A 15,809-nucleotide genomic window follows, 5' to 3' on the forward strand; every position below is an offset into this window, starting at 1 on the left:
CTTTTCATTGGTCTGCCTGTGTGGCTTAGAAGTTGACCTTCACACCGACGCGGACGCCATACAGCGACACGCGGTTCGTGAGCACTTCGTTCGGTGCGAGAACGTTGCTGTAGCGATACTGCGCGCAGGTCTGTGACAAGGAGGCCGGTTGACCGTTGGCCTGCAGGCAGGCAACCCGCACGATCGCGGCGTTATACGGGAAGTCGACCTGGCGCAGCGAACCCCAGTCGCTGTCGATCAGATTCAGCACATTCTCGACGTCGGCGAACAGCTTGAACTTCGCATTGCCGACAAAAGCCGGGATTTCCTGGCTGAAGTGGAGATCGACCTTGAAGAAATCGGGCGAGGTCTGGCTGTTCTTCTTCACGATGCGGCCGCGATATTTTTCGAGGCCGAGCTGCGAAATGAGGTTGTTGAACGCCGTCTCGCTGGCTGGCGAATCGAAGCTGACCTTCGAATCGCCTCCGGCGGTCGGAACATACAGCAGCATGTTGCCAAGGTTCCCGACCGTGCCGAAGGTGGTGCCACGATTGCCGCTGTTGTCCAGCATCGTCGCGCTGTACGGCCGGCCCGAACGATATTCGCCGAACAGGCTGATGCGCGTTTCATTGTCGCCAAAGAAGTTACGCTTGAAATCGGCGCTGAACTTCCACTGATGGGTATATTCATAGATCGACCGGCCATAGGCCGCACGGTTCGGGTCGACGAAGGCGTTGTTGCCATAGTTCGACGACGAGGTCGAAGAGGTCATGGCCCCTTCATCCTTGACGTTCGAATAGGTGTAGCTGCCGTCGATCGACAGGCCGAAATCCCAAGCCTTGGCGAAACGGGCGGTCGCAAAGAAGGAGCGACCCTTTTCGCTGTTGGTCAGTTGAAGATCGCGGTTGGTCGTGGCCGGGCCAAGCACATTATAACGCGGGCGACCGTCGGGCAGCGTGCCGTTCGGCACCGAACGCAGGTCGGTCCACGTGTAACCATAGATGTTCTTGTCGTACAGGAACTGGCCACCAACGAACCAGCCGTCGCCGATTTCATAGTCGGCCTGCAGCGATGCCTTCCACTTGCGCGCGACCTTCAGGTCGGGATCGATATTATCGGTCGGCGCGAGGCTCTGCGAACCGCCAATGAGGAAGGTGTCGACACTGGCCGGAATGGTGCCGCCGGTAAGACCGTTCAGCGCATTACAGGTGGCCGAGGCCGCGCAGTTCGAGCGGTTGATATCGACCGAGTTGGTGAGCAGGCCGGTGTTCGAGAAGCTGTTCGACAGATAGACGTCGGGCGTGCCGCCCGAGAAGATGCCGACGCCGCCACGGACGATCAGCTTGTCGGTGGCCTGCCAGTTGAAACCGAAGCGCGGCTGAAGAACGTCGCGGCCGTTGAAGGTTTCACGGTTGTGGAAACCATAGCGTGCCAGGAAGTTGGGGTTCAGCGGCGGCTTCACATCGTTGCCGAACAGGTCGTAACGAACGCCGAGCGACAGCGTGAGATCGGGGGTGACCTGCCAGTCGTCCTGGATGCCAACGGTATAGTTCTGCGTGCTGAAACGGGCTGCGGCATCGTCCGGATCGAGGCTGGGCACCGCGTTGCCGTAGCGCAGGCGATTCGCATTGCCGGCGGCGAAATCGGCGAGGCTGTCGAAATAGAAATCGCCGAGCGAACGCTGCACAAACAGGTTGTAAACCGACACATCGGTGTAACCCGCGAGCAGGCGGAACGAATGATTGCCGGCGTCGAGGCGCGCGGTCAGGTCGAACGACAGGTTTTCGGTGTTCAGGTCGTTTGAATGGCGGCTGACGTCGGGACCGAAGAACAGGCGCGTGCCATTGCAGCCGGTTGCCGTGCTGGCGCTGGTTGCAACCGGATCGGTGCAGACTTCCATCTGCGCGAAGTCGCGGCCGCCGAAGGGCGTCTGGTCGCGATTATAGTCGCGGTATGAAGCGCGGAAGGTCGTCGAGAAACTGTCCGACCAGGTCGAGTTCAGTTCGAACGCGCCCGAATTGACTTCTTCGGCCAACTCATAGCCGTTCGACTGGAAACCCAGCGCGAAGGGCGTGGTCAGGAAGGTGTTCTGCTGGAACTGCTGCGTGCCGACGTTGCGGATATAGGTCAGCGAGGCGCGCTGCGTGTCGCTGATGTTCCAGTCGAGCTTGCCGATGATCTTTTCATCTTCCTCGGTGGCGTTTGGCGACAGGCCAAGCGTGTCATAGCCATAGCGCGACTGCGCGATGCTGCTGACCTGGTCGATCACCGCCTGCGTCAGGCCGGGGACCTGATTGGCGAAGCCCGGACCAAAGCCGCTGTCGAACGGATCAGTTTCCTTGGTCTTTTCATAGGCAAGCATGAAGAACAGCTTGTCCTTGATCAGCGGGCCGCTGAGGTTGGCGCCATATTGCTTGCTGTCGAAATCAAGGTTGACGTCGCGGCCGCGGGTGCGGTTGCCGGTCAGGCTGTCGTCGGTATAAGTGAAGAAAGCGCCGCCGTGAAACTTGTTGCCGCCCGAGCGGAGAATGACGTTGACCGCGCCGCCCTGGAAATCGCCCTCGGCGATGTCGAAGGGGGCGACCTTGACCGAGAATTGCTCGATCGCGTCGAAGGGAACCGGGCCGCGCGAGGTCGGCAGACCGCCGTTGTTGAGGCCGAAGTCGTCGCTCATCTGGACGCCGTCGACCGAGAAGCGGTTGAGACGGCCGTTGTTGCCGGCGACTTCGATCGTGCGGGCGTTCGTCAGGTCAAGCGTGACCAGCGGATCGCGGCGTGCGAGGTCGCGTATATCGCGGTTGATCGACGCGGCGCCTTCGATCGCTTCGCGGTTGAGCGCGGTGATCGGGCCGTTCGACGTTTCAACTGCGCCCTTCATCGACGAGGCGGTGACGACGATGGCGGTATCTTCGAGCGTGATCGGCAGGCGGAAGGGCTGGCCGGCCTGGAGGAAGAGATCGGTGACCTGCGCGCTGTCGAAGCCATCAGCGGTCACTTCGACCGTGAAGGGGCCGCCGACGCGAAGGCCGTTGGCGCCGAAATTGCCGCTGGCGTCGGTGGTCGTGCGGGACACGGTGCCCGACGGGACGTGCGTCACGGTTACTGAGGCGCCGGCGACCGGGCCGCTGGCCGTTTCGACAGTCCCGCGGACCGACGAGCTGGTTTCCTGCGCTGCGGCAGGCGTGGCGAGCGCAACGCTCAGGCTGAGCGCAGCGGCGCTTGCAGCCAGAAAATGACGGAAATGCATTTGGATTGTCCCCTTTGGTGTGCATTTGGCAGGCGTGCAAAAGGAGCGCGCCTGACCTGCGAGCGCCCCTGAAGCCCGCATGTGGCACGATTGTGACAGCAAATGTGACAGTGCAAGTGGGGAGAACCGCGCCGCTCAGGCGGGAGCCGAAAAACCGCTAATTCCTGTCAGATGCCCAATTTTATCCACAGGCGCCAATGCGTTTTTTCGGGAAACTGTTGCTGCAATGCAACATAAAAGGGCGCCCCGTGGGGCGCCCCATGTGCGACTCAGGCGGCGTCGCCGGCCGCTTCTTTCGCCTTGTCGGCATAGACCCGCACCGGGTCCTTGCGGCCCTCGACGACATCCTTGTCGACGACGATCTCGACCACGTCGGTCAGATCGGGCAGGTCGAACATCGTGTCGAGCAGGATCGCCTCGACGATCGAGCGGAGGCCGCGCGCGCCGGTCTTGCGTTCGATCGCCTTCTTGGCGACCGCGATCAGCGCGTCGTCGGTAAAGGTCAGCACGACCTCTTCCAGATCGAAGAGCTTGCGATATTGCTTCACCAGCGCATTCTTGGGCTCGCCCAAAATCTTGACCAGCGCGTCGATGTCGAGATCCTCGAGCGTCGCGATGACGGGCAGGCGGCCGACGAATTCGGGGATCAGGCCGAATTTCAGCAGATCCTCGGGCTCGATATTCTTCAGCACTTCGCCCATGCGGCGCTCGTCGGGGCCGGCGACATGCGCGCCAAAGCCGATCGACTTGCCCTGCAGGCGGTCGCCGATGATCTTTTCGAGGCCGCTGAACGCGCCGCCCGCGATGAACAGGATGTTCGTCGTGTCGACCTGCAGGAATTCCTGCTGCGGATGCTTGCGCCCGCCCTGCGGCGGAACGCTCGCGGTCGTGCCTTCCATCAGCTTGAGCAGCGCCTGCTGCACGCCTTCGCCCGACACGTCGCGGGTGATCGAGGGATTCTCGGCCTTGCGGCTGATCTTGTCGATCTCGTCGATGTAAACGATGCCGCGCTGCGCCTTTTCGACATTATAGTCGGACGACTGCAGCAGCTTCAGAATGATATTCTCGACATCCTCGCCGACATAGCCGGCTTCGGTCAGCGTCGTCGCATCGGCCATGGTGAAGGGCACGTCGAGGAAGCGCGCGAGCGTCTGTGCGAGCAGCGTCTTGCCGCTGCCGGTCGGGCCGACGAGCAGGATGTTCGACTTTGCCAGTTCGACGTCGTCGCCGCGGCCGCTGTTCGCGAGGCGCTTGTAATGATTGTGGACGGCGACCGACAGCACGCGCTTGGCGGTGTTCTGCCCGATCACATAAGCGTCGAGATGCTGGCAGATTTCCAGCGGCGTCGGCACCGCGCCATCCTTGCGCGCGGCGATCCCGCCCTTGATCTCTTCGCGGATGATGTCGTTGCACAGTTCAACGCATTCGTCGCAGATGAACACGGTCGGCCCGGCAATCAGCTTGCGGACTTCGTGCTGCGACTTGCCGCAGAAGGAGCAGTAAAGGGTGCTCTTGCTGTCCGAGCCGCTCAATTTCGTCATAAATCTTCCTCTGGCAGCGCCAAAAGGGCACCGCCGCCTTTATCCTAGCCCCGGGTCACCCAATTACAATATGGCAATTGGGTGACATGGGTTCAATGCCCCGCCTAGCGCCAAGGCGCCAAGCGGACGTCAAGAAACGAGGTTACTGGTTCGTTTCGGGACGGCGTTTGGGCGTCCGCACCTCAACGAATCAGGGCGTCGGGCCTTCGCTTACTTCCTTGGGCGCGTCGTCGCCGGGCAGGCCGGGACGGCGGTCGAACACCTGGTCGACCAGACCGAATTCCTTGGCCTCTTCGGCTTCGAGGAACGTGTCGCGGTCCATTGCTTTTTCAATGTCTTTCAGCGACTTGCCGGTATATTTCACATAAAGGTCGTTCATCCGCTTGCGGATGCGCAGGATTTCGCGCGCCTGGATTTCGATGTCCGACGCCATGCCGCGCGCACCGCCCGAGGGCTGATGGATCATCACGCGCGCATTGGTCAGCGCAACCCGCATGCCCGGCTCACCCGCGGCGAGCAGGAAGCTGCCCATCGACGCCGCCTGGCCGACACACACCGTCCCGACGCGCGGGCGGATATATTGCATCGTGTCGTGGATCGCCATGCCCGCCGTGACGACTCCGCCCGGCGAGTTGATGTACATATAGATGTCCTTCTTCGGATTCTCCGATTCGAGGAACAGCAGCTGGGCGGTGATCAGCGAGGCCATCTGGTCCTCGACCTCGCCGGTGACGAAGATGATCCGTTCGCGCAGCAGGCGGGAAAAAATGTCGAAGCTGCGTTCGCCGCGGCTCGTCTGCTCGACGACGACGGGAACAAGGGCTGCGAGCGGGTCGATCATTGGGAATTCGTCCTTGTGTTATCGGGATGCCGCACCGGAGAATCCGGCGGGCTGCCCCTCCGTGATCCTACATCGTCGCCAAGCGGAGGTCTTTCAAGGGGGCAAAAAGAAGGGGCGGGAAAGTCCCGCCCCGTCCGGATTATCCGGTTTCGCCTCAGTCGCCCTCGCCGGGTTCGGGCGAGAAGAGCGTCTCGAACTTGTTCTCGACGCCTTTGAATTCGTCGGCGTCGGCGGGGGTTTCCTTCTTGACCGTGATGTTCGGCCATTCGGCGCTGAACTTGCTGTTCACTTCGAGCCACTTTTCAAGGCCGCTCTCGGTGTCGGGCAGGATCGCCTCGGCCGGGCATTCGGGTTCGCACACGCCGCAGTCGATGCATTCGTTCGGATTGATGACGAGCATATTCTCGCCTTCATAGAAACAGTCGACGGGGCACACCTCGACACAGTCCATATATTTGCACCGGACGCAGGCATCGGTGACGACATAGGTCATGGGCTTTCGGCTCCCTCAGATGACGGCAAACGGGCCGTCAGGCTCTCCATATGGGCTCGCCTCTATGCCGCGTGAAGGCGGTGCGTCAACGCTAAGCGACAGTTGCGAATCACTCTCACTGAATAGGACGATCGGGACGCTGCGGGTGCAAAGCATTTCCATCGGCGCCGATAGCCGATTGTTGGGGCGGCGGCGCCCCGGGATCGAGCCGCTGGTAACAAGCTTGCGCCTCGGGCGCGGGGCCGCGGCGCAGCGGCAGCGAAAGCAGGCGGATCACCTCGATCCGCTCGCCGACAGGCAGAACCAGTGTCGATCCGGCGTGCACCGCGCACGACGAACGCGTGATGCGCCGCCCATCGAGCCGGATATGCCCCGCTTCGACCATCGCCTGCGCGATGCTGCGCGAACGGGCGAAGCGCAGGAACCACAGCAGCTTGTCCAGCCTTATGCTTCCTGCGGCGCCCGGGCTTGCCATCAGTCTTTGCGTGCGTCCGCAAGGAGTGCGGCGAGGCCCGCGAAGGGGCTGTTCGGCGACGGGCCGCGACGTGGCTGGCGGTCGGGGCGCGCCGCGCGCGGCGCATCGACACGCACTTTGTCCGGCTTATCGCGCTTGCCCTTCGCCTGATGCGCGGGCGGGCGCCTTGTTTCGCCGTTCGCGGCGCGCGGCGGCGCGTCGGCACTCTTGCGATGCGGATGTGGTTTGCGGCGCGAGCGCTTTTCGGCCGCCTTGCGCAGCCCCGACCAGCGCCAGCGCTGCAAGGCGGGTTCGCCGATGCTGCGGAAACCGAAGCTGCCGAGCAGCGCGCGGCGCGTCTCCTCGTCGAGCCCGAGTGAAGTGGCGAGCGCCGGGTCGATGACGAAGCCTGGCGGCGGCGCGGCGCTGACGCCCTCATGCTCGTCGTTCGCATGATCGTCATGATGATCGTCGCGGCCGGCCAGCGGCGCGGTCGGCGGTGCTGCCGCCTGCATCCGCGCGGCATGCGCCTGACGCGCGAGTTTTTCGGCCATGTCGATGCGCAGCCAGCCTGACGCGCAGCGCCGGAAACCCGCGATCACCAGTCCGGCATGGCTGCCCGCTTTTTGCAGCACCGCGCCGTGCGGCGGCAGCGCCGGAACCGGCGCGCCCTGCTGCGCCGCCGTCAGCGCCGCGCGCCAGCGCACCGCCTCGGGCTTGAGCAGCAGCGGATGGAAGAGATCGAGCGAGCCGATGGTGAAGCCGAGCTTGCGCAGCTGCGGACGCTCTTCGGGGGTGAGGGCATTGAGCTGATCCTCGACCGCCGCCCGGCCGATCGTCCCGCTGTTGTCGGTGAGCGCGGCGAGCAGTGCGCGGACGCGCGGCGGGGTGAAGAGGTCGCCCGCCGCCTCGCCCATCGCGGCCAGCGGCCCCGCGTGGCGCGCGAGCTGTTGCGCAACGAAGCGCTGGAGCCGTTCGGAAATCGCCTGCACCTGATGCAATTCGAGCCGCCGCAGCGACGGATCGACCTGGATCGCCGGCTGGACCAGCGTCGGCCCGCGCGCGAGCGTCGCGATGGCGTGGCCGTGCCAGGCGAGGCGCGGCGCCGTCCCCGGCTCGGCGATCAGCGACAGCGCGCTGTCGTCGCCTTCGGCAAGTGCGGTCGCGCGGCGCGCGAGTTCGGCGCGCAGATGCTTTTCGGCGGCCGCGAGCAGCATGCGGTGGTCGCTCGCCTTGGCAACCGGGTCGACCTTGAACTGGAAACCCCTGAGCGTGCCGATCGCCTCGCCGTCGACCGCGACGGTGCCGTCGGCGCCGACCGCGACCGGCAGCGCCGCGTTGCGCTGCCCCGCATCGCGCAGCAGCAGCGCGAGCCGCCGATCGACAAAGCGCTGCGCGAGCGCGGCGTGGAGCGCGTCGGACAAGCGCGATTCGAGCGCCTGCGTTTGTTCGGTCCATCCCGCCGCACCGGCGATCCAGTCGCCGCGCTGCGAGATGAAGCAGAGCGTGCGCACCGCGGCGATGCGGCTTGCGAGCTGGTCGATGTCGCCCTCGACATCGTTCAGCCGCGCAAGGCGGCGCGCGAACCAGTCGGGGTCGATCATCCCGTCGCCGCTTGTGCGCCACTGCCACAGCTTGAACACGGTGCGGCTGTGATGTTCGGCGCCCAATTGCTCGAAATCGGGGAGGCCGCATACGTCCCACAATCGCTGCACCGCATCGAAATCGCCGCCGCGCGCGCGCACTTCCATGTCGCCCGCCAGATGCTTGAGCACCGCGATATCGACGGCTTCGGGCGCGGGGCGCAGCATCGGCTGGCTCGGCGGCTGCGCAAGGTCGGACAGCAATTGGTCGAGCGAGCCGAAGCCCGGCGTCGGATTGCGCCAGAACAGGTTCGCGACCGGCGGGAAATGATGCCCTTCGATCGCGTGGATTTCCTCGGGGGTGAAGCCGCCCTGCGGCAGGCCGACGGTGCCGAAGCCGCCATCCTGCTGGTGGCGTCCGGCGCGACCCGCGATCTGCGCCATTTCCGAGATGGTCAGGCGGCGGAGGCGCCGCCCGTCGAATTTCTGCAAACTCGCGAAGGCGACATGCTGGACGTCGAGATTGAGCCCCATGCCGATCGCATCGGTCGCGACGAGATAATCGACCTCGCCCGCCTCGAACATCGCGACCTGTGCATTGCGCGTCTTGGGGCTCAAAGCCCCCATCACGACCGCGGCGCCGCCCGAAAAGCGGCGCAGCATTTCGGCGATCGCATAGACTTCCTCGGCCGAGAAGGCGACGATCGCCGAGCGTTTGGGAAGGCGCGACAGCTTCGACGAACCGGCGTAACTCAAGGTCGAAAAGCGCGGCCGGGTGATGATTTCGGCGTCCGGCACCAGCCCCTTGACCAGCCCGCGAATGCTCGCCGAGCCGAGGATCATCGTTTCCTCGCGCCCGCGTGCGCGCAGCAGTCGGTCGGTGAAAACATGGCCGCGCTCGGGATCGGCGCCGAGCTGCGCCTCATCGATGCCGACGAAGGCAACGTCACGCTCGACAGGCAATGCTTCCATGGTGCCGAGCACATAACGGGCGTCGGGGGGCGTGATTCGCTCTTCGCCCGTGATCAGCGCGACCTGCGCCGCGCCCTTGATCGCGACGACGCGGTCGTAAACCTCGCGCGCGAGCAAGCGCAGCGGAAAGCCGATCATGCCGCTCGAATGGGCGGTCAGGCGCTCGACCGCCAAATGGGTTTTGCCGGTGTTGGTGGGGCCAAGGACAGCCTTGACCGGCTGGGAGGAGGATGACGTCATTTTCTTGGGAGCCAAGCTGGCATGCGCAGGGTTCCCGCGCAACAGCCGATCTTCGAATGGCAGGATAGAGGCCGATTTTTCCCGCACTGTTGCATAATATCCCGACCCCGCCACGCCTCGCCGCAATGCGCTACGGCAAATCCGCCATTAAATTGACTTTAACGACCTTTCTTTACAGACAACGCCTCGAAAACATCATTCGGCAGCTGGGACTTGGGAGGCTGGCCGAGCGGGGGTTGCAATTTGTTTCAGCGTCACGAACCCATCGCGGGGATGTCCGGCAACGCGGCCGCCCTCACGATGTCGCAAGCGATCCCGCTGCGGCGTGCCGATTCCGATGCCGAACAGCATCTCGGCTGGCGTGACCGGCTGGCGCAGCTCGACCTCGTTCCTGACCTTGGCGACAATATCGGTTCGGCCGAATGGTGGCGGGGTCTTGCGACATTAACCCTGCTGTGCGGAACCGCGATCGCGACCTTCCCCGGAATCCAGCCGCTCGAAGTCGGCGGCACCCCCGCGCTCGACGCGGCCGATTTCAACGAAGCGCGCGCGCAGATGATCGTGCCGCTCGCATTCGGCGGCGACACCGGGCGCCATATGGCGGCAACCGACGCCGTCCGCCCGCTGACGCAAACCCCCGAACGCCCGCAGATCGAGCTCACCGCAACGCTGGGTAGCGGCGACAGCTTCGCCCGCCTGCTCGAACGCTCGGGCGTTGGCAGCAGCGAGGCGCAGGCGCTCGCCAAGCAAGTGTCGGGCGCGGTGCCGCTCGCCGACATCGCGCCGGGCACGCGCATCGACCTGATCCTCGGCCGCCGCGCCGCGCGCACGATGCCGCGCCCGGTCGAGGCGCTCGCGATGCGTGCGCGTTTCGACCTGCGTATCGAAATGGAGCGACAGGGCGGCCAGCTTGTCATGCGGCGCATCCCGATCGCAGTCGACGCGACCCCGCTGCGGATTCGCGGAAGGGTCGGAGACAGCCTCTATCGCTCGGCGCGAGCCGCCGGCGCACCGCCGCAGGCGATCCAGTCGTACCTGCGAGTCGTCGGCAAACAGATTTCGGTCGGCAGCGATATTCGCGCCGGTGACGAGTTCGACATCATCGTCGATTACCGCCGCGCCGAAACGGGCGAAAGCGAGACGGGCAAATTGCTCTACGCCGGGCTGATCCGCGGCGGAAAATCGAAACTTTCGATGCTCGAATGGAATGTCGACGGCCGCGTCCAGTGGTTCGAGGCATCGGGCGTCGGCGAACAGCGCGGCGGCATGGCGCGGCCGACGAACGGCCGCGTGACCTCGACCTTCGGCATGCGGCGCCACCCGATCCTCGGCTATAAGCGCATGCACAGCGGTATGGACTTCGGCGGCGGTTATGGCGCGCCGATCTATGCCGTCACCGACGGCGTGGTGACGATCGCTGGCCGACACGGCGGCTTCGGCAATTATGTGAAACTCAATCACGGCAATGGCCTCGGCACCGGCTATGGCCATATGAGCCGCATCGCGGTGCGCTCAGGCCAGCGCGTGCGTCGCGGGCAGGTGATCGGCTATATCGGCTCGACCGGCCTCTCGACCGGTCCGCATCTCCATTACGAGCTTTATCGCAACGGCCGCGCGGTGAATCCGTCGTCGGTGACCTTCGTCACGCGCGCGCTGCTCGAAGGCAAGGCGCTCGCCGATTTCCGCGCCCGCATCCGGTCTTTGACGTCGATCGCGCCCGGCGCCGCACTGAGCCCGATTGCACCGAAACAGGTCGAGGGGCCAAAGCTCGGCAGCCTTGCCGATGTCGCCTCGAAACGCGCGGGCGACGGAATCTGACCCCGCACTGAAGCGGCAATATCCATTTGCCCCGCGGCCAAGCGCCGCTATGCACCCCGCATGACCCAAGCCGCTTTCCCCGACCTGCGCCTGCGCCGCACCCGCCGCACCGGCTGGAGCCGCGCGATGGTGCGCGAAACCCAGCTTTCGCCCGCAAACCTGATCTGGCCGCTCTTCGTCGCCGACGGATCGGGCACCGAGGAACCGATTTCCAGCCTGCCCGGCGTATCGCGCTGGTCGGTCGACCTGCTCGTCGAACGCGCGCGGGACGCGGTCGCCGCGGGCATCCCGTGCCTCGCGCTCTTTCCCTATACGCAGCCCGACCGGCGCAGCGCGGATGGCGGCGAGGCGCTCAACCCCGATAATCTGATGTGCCGTGCGACCGCCGCGATCAAGCAGGCGCTCGGCGACGAAATCGGTATCCTTACCGACGTCGCGCTCGACCCCTATACCAGCCACGGGCAGGACGGGCTGATCGACGATGCGGGCTATGTCCTCAACGACGAGACGGTCGAGGTGCTCATTGGGCAGGCGCTCAACCAGGCGCGCGCCGGCGCCGACATCATCGCGCCCAGCGACATGATGGACGGCCGCATCGGCGCGATCCGGCAGGCGCTGGAGGCCGAGGGTTTCGGCCATGTCCAGATCATGAGCTACGCCGCCAAATATGCGTCGGCCTTTTACGGTCCGTTCCGCGACGCGGTCGGCTCGCGCGGGCTGCTCAAGGGCGACAAGAAGACCTATCAGATGGACCCCGCGAACAGCGAAGAGGCACTGCGCGAGGTTGCGCAGGATCTCGCCGAGGGTGCCGACAGCGTGATGGTGAAGCCGGGGCTGCCCTATCTCGACATCGTCCGCGCGGTGAAGGACAATTTCGCCGTGCCGGTCTACGCGTACCAGGTGTCGGGCGAATATGCGATGATCGAGGCGGCCGCCGCGGCGGGCGCGGGCGATCGCGACGCGCTCGTCCTCGAAACATTGCTCGCTTTCCGCCGTGCGGGGGCTTCGGGGGTGCTCAGCTATCATGCGCTGCACGCGGCACGGCTGCTTGGCGCCTGATCGCGTGATCGGTTCCGCATCGCCGCGCCGCTGGCTGTTCGTGCTGACGATTCTCGTCGGCAGCTTCCTGCTTTTCCTTGTCCAGCCGATGGTCGCGCGCATGGTGCTGCCCAAATTGGGCGGCGCACCCGCGGTGTGGAACAGCGCGATGCTCGTCTATCAGGCGCTGCTGCTCGGCGGCTACGCCTATGCGCACTGGCTCGGGCGGTTCACCGTGCGGCGACAGGCGGTCATCCACCTCGCGCTCTTCCTCGTCGCGGCGCTCTGGCTCCCGATCGGCATTGCCCAGATCGCGGCACCGGGGCCGGGGCAGGAGGCGCTGTGGGTGCCCTTGCTGCTGCTTGCGTCGATCGGCCCCGTTTTCTTCGTCGTCTCGGCGCAGGCGCCGTTGATGCAGCGCTGGTTCGCTGCCGACGCGCGCGCGGGCGATCCCTATTATCTCTATGCCGCCTCGAACCTCGGCAGCTTCGCCGGCCTCATCAGCTATCCGGCGCTCGTCGAGCCGACGATGCCGCTCGCGGCGCAGAGCTGGGGTTGGACCGCGGGTTACGCGCTTCTCGTCCTGCTCGTTGCGGGGGCCGCGGCGGCGCGCTGGCACGGCGGTGCCGAGGCGCATGCCGCGATCACCGACGAACCGCGCCCGAGCCTGCGCCGCCAGCTCCACTGGCTGCTGATCGCGGCGGTGCCGTCGGGGCTGATGCTGTCGACGACGACACATCTTACCACCGATATCGTCGCGATGCCGCTGCTCTGGGTGCTGCCGCTCGGCCTCTATCTGCTCAGCTTCGTGATCGCCTTTTCGACGATGGAGCGGCCGACGCAGATCATCACGCTGATCGCGCCGGTCGTGCTGCTCGCGGTCGGCGGGCTCGGGCTATTGAGCTCGGGCGGCGGGTCGATGATGGTCGCACTCGCCAGCCTCGCGATGCTGTTCGTCGTCGCGACCGCGCTCCACGGCTATCTCTATCACCTCCGTCCGGCGGCGCAGCACCTGACGCTCTTTTATCTCATCATGTCGGCGGGCGGTGTGCTCGGCGGGCTGTTCGCGGCGCTGTTCGCGCCGCTGATTTTCGACTGGGTCTATGAGCATCCGCTGCTGATCCTCGCCGCGGCGATCCTGCTGCCGCTCCCCGCGCTCCTTCCGTGGGACAAATGGTTGGGACTCGAAGCGAAAACCGCGCGTGTCGTGGCCGCGGCGCTCGTCGCGATCGCCGCCTTCGGTGCGTGGCATATGGTCGGCGACTGGACCGGCCGGCTCGACAGCGCGACGACGTCGTGGGGCATCGTGATCTTCGTCATCGGCATGCTCGTCATCGGCTGGCGCTGGGCCTATGTGCCCGTGCTCGCATTGCTGATGATCGGCGTCGGCGGCTGGGACACGATCCAGGAAAGCTTCACCGACGCGCGCGTGCGCAGCTATTTCGGCGTCTACACCGTCACCGACTATCCCCAATCGAACCAGCGCCGCCTCGCGCACGGCACAACGCTCCACGGGCTCCAGCGCACCGACGCCGCGCACCGGCGCGATCCGACGACCTATTATGGCCACCAGTCGGGGGTCGGGCTGACGCTCGATAAGGTGGGGGCGCTCGCCGGGCCGAATGCGTCGGTCGGCATCGTCGGGCTGGGGGCGGGCACGCTCGCCTGTTACCGGAGGCCCGGCCAGCATTGGACGATCTTCGAGATCGATCCGGTGATGGTCGACATCGCGCGTGACCCGTCGAAATTCACCTTCCTGTCCGATTGCGCCGCCGACACGCCGATCGTCATCGGCGACGCGCGGCTGCAACTTGCCAACCAGCCCGCGGGACATTTCGACGTCATCGTCATCGACGCCTTCTCTTCCGACGCGATCCCGCTGCACCTGCTGACCAAGGAAGCGATCGGCATTTATGCGCGCGCGCTGAAGCCCGACGGGATCCTGCTCGTCCATATCTCGAACCGCTTCTTCGATCTGGAGCCGGTGCTGGCGGCGGAGGCGAAGGCGCGCGGCTGGACGAGCGCGATCCGGATGGACCCGGGCCCGATCGACGAATATGGCGACCTGACGGGATCGAACTGGGTCGCACTGACCGCGACGCCGCAGCGAATGCAGCAATTGACCGGCGGGATCAGGCCGCGCAAGGATTCGCGCGACCTCGACGCGTGGGTGCCGCTCGACGCGCGCCCCGGTTTCACCCGCTGGACCGACGATTATGCATCGACGCTGCCGGTCCTGATCTGGAAGAATATCATCGGAGGCCGCGACGAATGACCGACATCAGCATCATCAGCGTCAATGGCAAGACGCCACAGATCGACCCGAGCGCCTTTATCGCGCCGGGATGCCGCATCATCGGCGACGTGACGATCGGGCCCGACGTCAGCATCTGGTATAATTGCGTGCTGCGCGCCGACGTCAGCCGCATCGTCGTCGGCGCGCGCTCGAACATCCAGGACGGCAGCGTCGTCCATTGCGACGGCCCGATGCCGCACCGTCCCGAGGGTTTCCCGACGATCATCGGCGAGGATGTGCTGATCGGCCATTTGGCGATGGTGCATGGCTGCACGCTCGCCGATCGCGCCTTTGTCGGGCTGAAGGCAACGGTAATGAACGGGTGCCGGATCGGCAGCGACGCGATGCTCGCCGCGGGCGCGTTGCTCACCGAAAATAAGGAAATTCCGACCCGCGAGCTCTGGGCGGGCTCACCCGCGCGGCGGGTGCGCGAGATCGACGATGCGCAGGCGGCCGGCATGCAACTGGGCGTCGCGCATTATGTGATGAACGGCCGCATGCACAAGGCGGCGATCGATCAATAATCGTCGCCCCCGCGAAGGCGGGGGCCGCTGGAGATGTAGCGTAAGGCCGATGGCGGCCCCCGCCTTCGCGGGGGCGACGGACAAAAAAAGGGCGCTCCGGTTTTCCGAAGCGCCCTTTCTTTAAGCGTCGCCAGTCGGCTTAGCTGAAGTTCACCATCGCATAGAGCATCGGGATCGACAGCAAGGTGTTGGTCCGCGAAAAGATCATTGCGGTCCGCGCGGCCTTTGCCTTGGTTGCATCGTCGGCTTCGACGATGCCCAGTGCCTTCTTCTGGTTCGGCCAGATCAGGAACCAGACGTTGAACGCCATGATCAGGCCCAGCCACATGCCGACGCCGATCAGCTTGTACGGATCCTGAAGACCCAGCGCAGGCGCGAGATATTTCGCATGACCCGCGATTGCGAGGCCCAGCAGCACGGTGACCAGCGCCGCCCAGCGGAACCAGAACAGCGCGGCGGGGGCGATATGCTTGCCGACCGCGGGTTTCAGCTCGGCCGGAATCTTCGGCATCGTCGGCATCTGGACGAAGTTGAAATAGTAAAGCAGGCCGATCCACAGCACGCCGAAGAAGGTGTGCAGCCAGCGCATGATCGCATTGCCCGCGGCGACCCCGTCCTCGAAATTCTGGCCGTTCAGGCACAGCATCAGGATGATCGCGAGCACGAGCCCCGTGCCCAACACCGCGTGCAGGTTTCCGAAAAATTTATCCATGGCAGTTCCCCCTGTTTATCGCGGCGCCGCGTGCGACCCGGTGCCGGTGACGCAGCTATGCCAGCGCGGCG

The 15,809-nt window shown here is 65.2% G+C and carries 11 protein-coding genes; 4 read left to right on the plus strand and 7 right to left on the minus strand.

Annotation, left to right across the window (positions count from 1 at the left end; genetic code table 11):
* Positions 1-25: 25 nt before the first annotated feature.
* From ASD73_RS21130 to ASD73_RS21155, 6 genes are all read right to left on the minus strand, one after another.
* Positions 26-3,226: a TonB-dependent receptor gene (locus ASD73_RS21130; protein WP_056368005.1), complete on the minus strand. Its 3,201-nt coding sequence runs from the start codon at positions 3,224-3,226 to the stop codon at positions 26-28.
* Positions 3,227-3,495: 269 nt separating this feature from the next.
* The gene (gene clpX, locus ASD73_RS21135) at positions 3,496-4,767 is read right to left on the minus strand and encodes an ATP-dependent Clp protease ATP-binding subunit ClpX (RefSeq protein ID WP_037513618.1); all 1,272 of its coding nucleotides are present in this window, start codon (positions 4,765-4,767) and stop codon (positions 3,496-3,498) included.
* 190 nt (positions 4,768-4,957) lie between these two features.
* Positions 4,958-5,608, minus strand: coding sequence for an ATP-dependent Clp endopeptidase proteolytic subunit ClpP (clpP, locus tag ASD73_RS21140; RefSeq protein ID WP_056368006.1), 651 nt, complete (start codon positions 5,606-5,608; stop codon positions 4,958-4,960).
* A gap of 154 nt (positions 5,609-5,762) precedes the next feature.
* Entirely contained in the window at positions 5,763-6,101 is a 339-nt protein-coding gene (gene fdxA / locus ASD73_RS21145) for a ferredoxin FdxA (protein WP_037513620.1), read from the minus strand.
* Positions 6,102-6,216: 115 nt separating this feature from the next.
* Entirely contained in the window at positions 6,217-6,576 is a 360-nt protein-coding gene (locus tag ASD73_RS21150) for an RNA-binding S4 domain-containing protein (protein ID WP_056368009.1), read from the minus strand.
* Complete coding sequence (locus ASD73_RS21155) at positions 6,576-9,350, minus strand: helicase-related protein (RefSeq protein ID WP_056368276.1); 2,775 nt, start codon at positions 9,348-9,350, stop codon at positions 6,576-6,578. The genes ASD73_RS21150 and ASD73_RS21155 overlap by 1 nt, the downstream gene beginning before the upstream one ends.
* Positions 9,351-9,650: 300 nt before the next feature.
* On the opposite strand from ASD73_RS21155, the gene ASD73_RS21160 reads away from it, so the two are divergent.
* From ASD73_RS21160 to ASD73_RS21175, 4 genes are read left to right on the plus strand one after another with little or no spacing between them, the layout of a single operon-like run.
* On the plus strand, positions 9,651-11,168 hold the full coding sequence (locus ASD73_RS21160) for a M23 family metallopeptidase (RefSeq protein WP_235534634.1): 1,518 nt from the start codon (positions 9,651-9,653) through the stop codon (positions 11,166-11,168).
* A gap of 60 nt (positions 11,169-11,228) precedes the next feature.
* Complete coding sequence (hemB, locus tag ASD73_RS21165) at positions 11,229-12,227, plus strand: porphobilinogen synthase (RefSeq protein WP_056368013.1); 999 nt, start codon at positions 11,229-11,231, stop codon at positions 12,225-12,227.
* Positions 12,193-14,481 (plus strand): spermidine synthase, encoded by a 2,289-nt coding sequence (locus ASD73_RS21170; RefSeq protein ID WP_282570895.1) that lies wholly within the window; start codon positions 12,193-12,195, stop codon positions 14,479-14,481. Before hemB ends, ASD73_RS21170 begins: the two co-directional genes overlap by 35 nt.
* Positions 14,478-15,026 carry a gamma carbonic anhydrase family protein gene (locus ASD73_RS21175; protein WP_056368015.1) on the plus strand — a complete coding sequence of 183 codons (549 nt, stop codon included), beginning with the start codon at positions 14,478-14,480 and terminating at the stop codon, positions 15,024-15,026. Before ASD73_RS21170 ends, ASD73_RS21175 begins: the two co-directional genes overlap by 4 nt.
* Positions 15,027-15,165: 139 nt before the next feature.
* Here ASD73_RS21175 and ASD73_RS21180 read toward each other — a convergent pair whose 3' ends face one another.
* Positions 15,166-15,738, minus strand: a complete 573-nt coding sequence (locus ASD73_RS21180) for a urate hydroxylase PuuD (RefSeq protein WP_056368017.1) — start codon at positions 15,736-15,738, stop codon at positions 15,166-15,168.
* Between the last annotated feature and the right edge of the window lie 71 nt (positions 15,739-15,809).

Origin of the sequence: Sphingopyxis sp. Root154 (assembly GCF_001427105.1) — a bacterium.
Lineage (GTDB): Bacteria > Pseudomonadota > Alphaproteobacteria > Sphingomonadales > Sphingomonadaceae > Sphingopyxis.

Coding starts and splice junctions, on each gene's coding strand:
- hemB (WP_056368013.1), top strand. CDS start 11,229: ATGACCCAAGCCGCTTTCCCCGACCTGCGCCTGCGCCGCACCCGCCGC.
- clpX (WP_037513618.1), bottom strand. CDS start 4,767: ATGACGAAATTGAGCGGCTCGGACAGCAAGAGCACCCTTTACTGCTCC.
- ASD73_RS21130 (WP_056368005.1), bottom strand. CDS start 3,226: ATGCATTTCCGTCATTTTCTGGCTGCAAGCGCCGCTGCGCTCAGCCTG.
- clpP (WP_056368006.1), bottom strand. CDS start 5,608: ATGATCGACCCGCTCGCAGCCCTTGTTCCCGTCGTCGTCGAGCAGACG.
- ASD73_RS21170 (WP_282570895.1), top strand. CDS start 12,193: ATGCGCTGCACGCGGCACGGCTGCTTGGCGCCTGATCGCGTGATCGGT.
- ASD73_RS21155 (WP_056368276.1), bottom strand. CDS start 9,350: ATGACGTCATCCTCCTCCCAGCCGGTCAAGGCTGTCCTTGGCCCCACC.
- ASD73_RS21150 (WP_056368009.1), bottom strand. CDS start 6,576: ATGGCAAGCCCGGGCGCCGCAGGAAGCATAAGGCTGGACAAGCTGCTG.
- fdxA (WP_037513620.1), bottom strand. CDS start 6,101: ATGACCTATGTCGTCACCGATGCCTGCGTCCGGTGCAAATATATGGAC.
- ASD73_RS21180 (WP_056368017.1), bottom strand. CDS start 15,738: ATGGATAAATTTTTCGGAAACCTGCACGCGGTGTTGGGCACGGGGCTC.
- ASD73_RS21160 (WP_235534634.1), top strand. CDS start 9,651: ATGTCGCAAGCGATCCCGCTGCGGCGTGCCGATTCCGATGCCGAACAG.
- ASD73_RS21175 (WP_056368015.1), top strand. CDS start 14,478: ATGACCGACATCAGCATCATCAGCGTCAATGGCAAGACGCCACAGATC.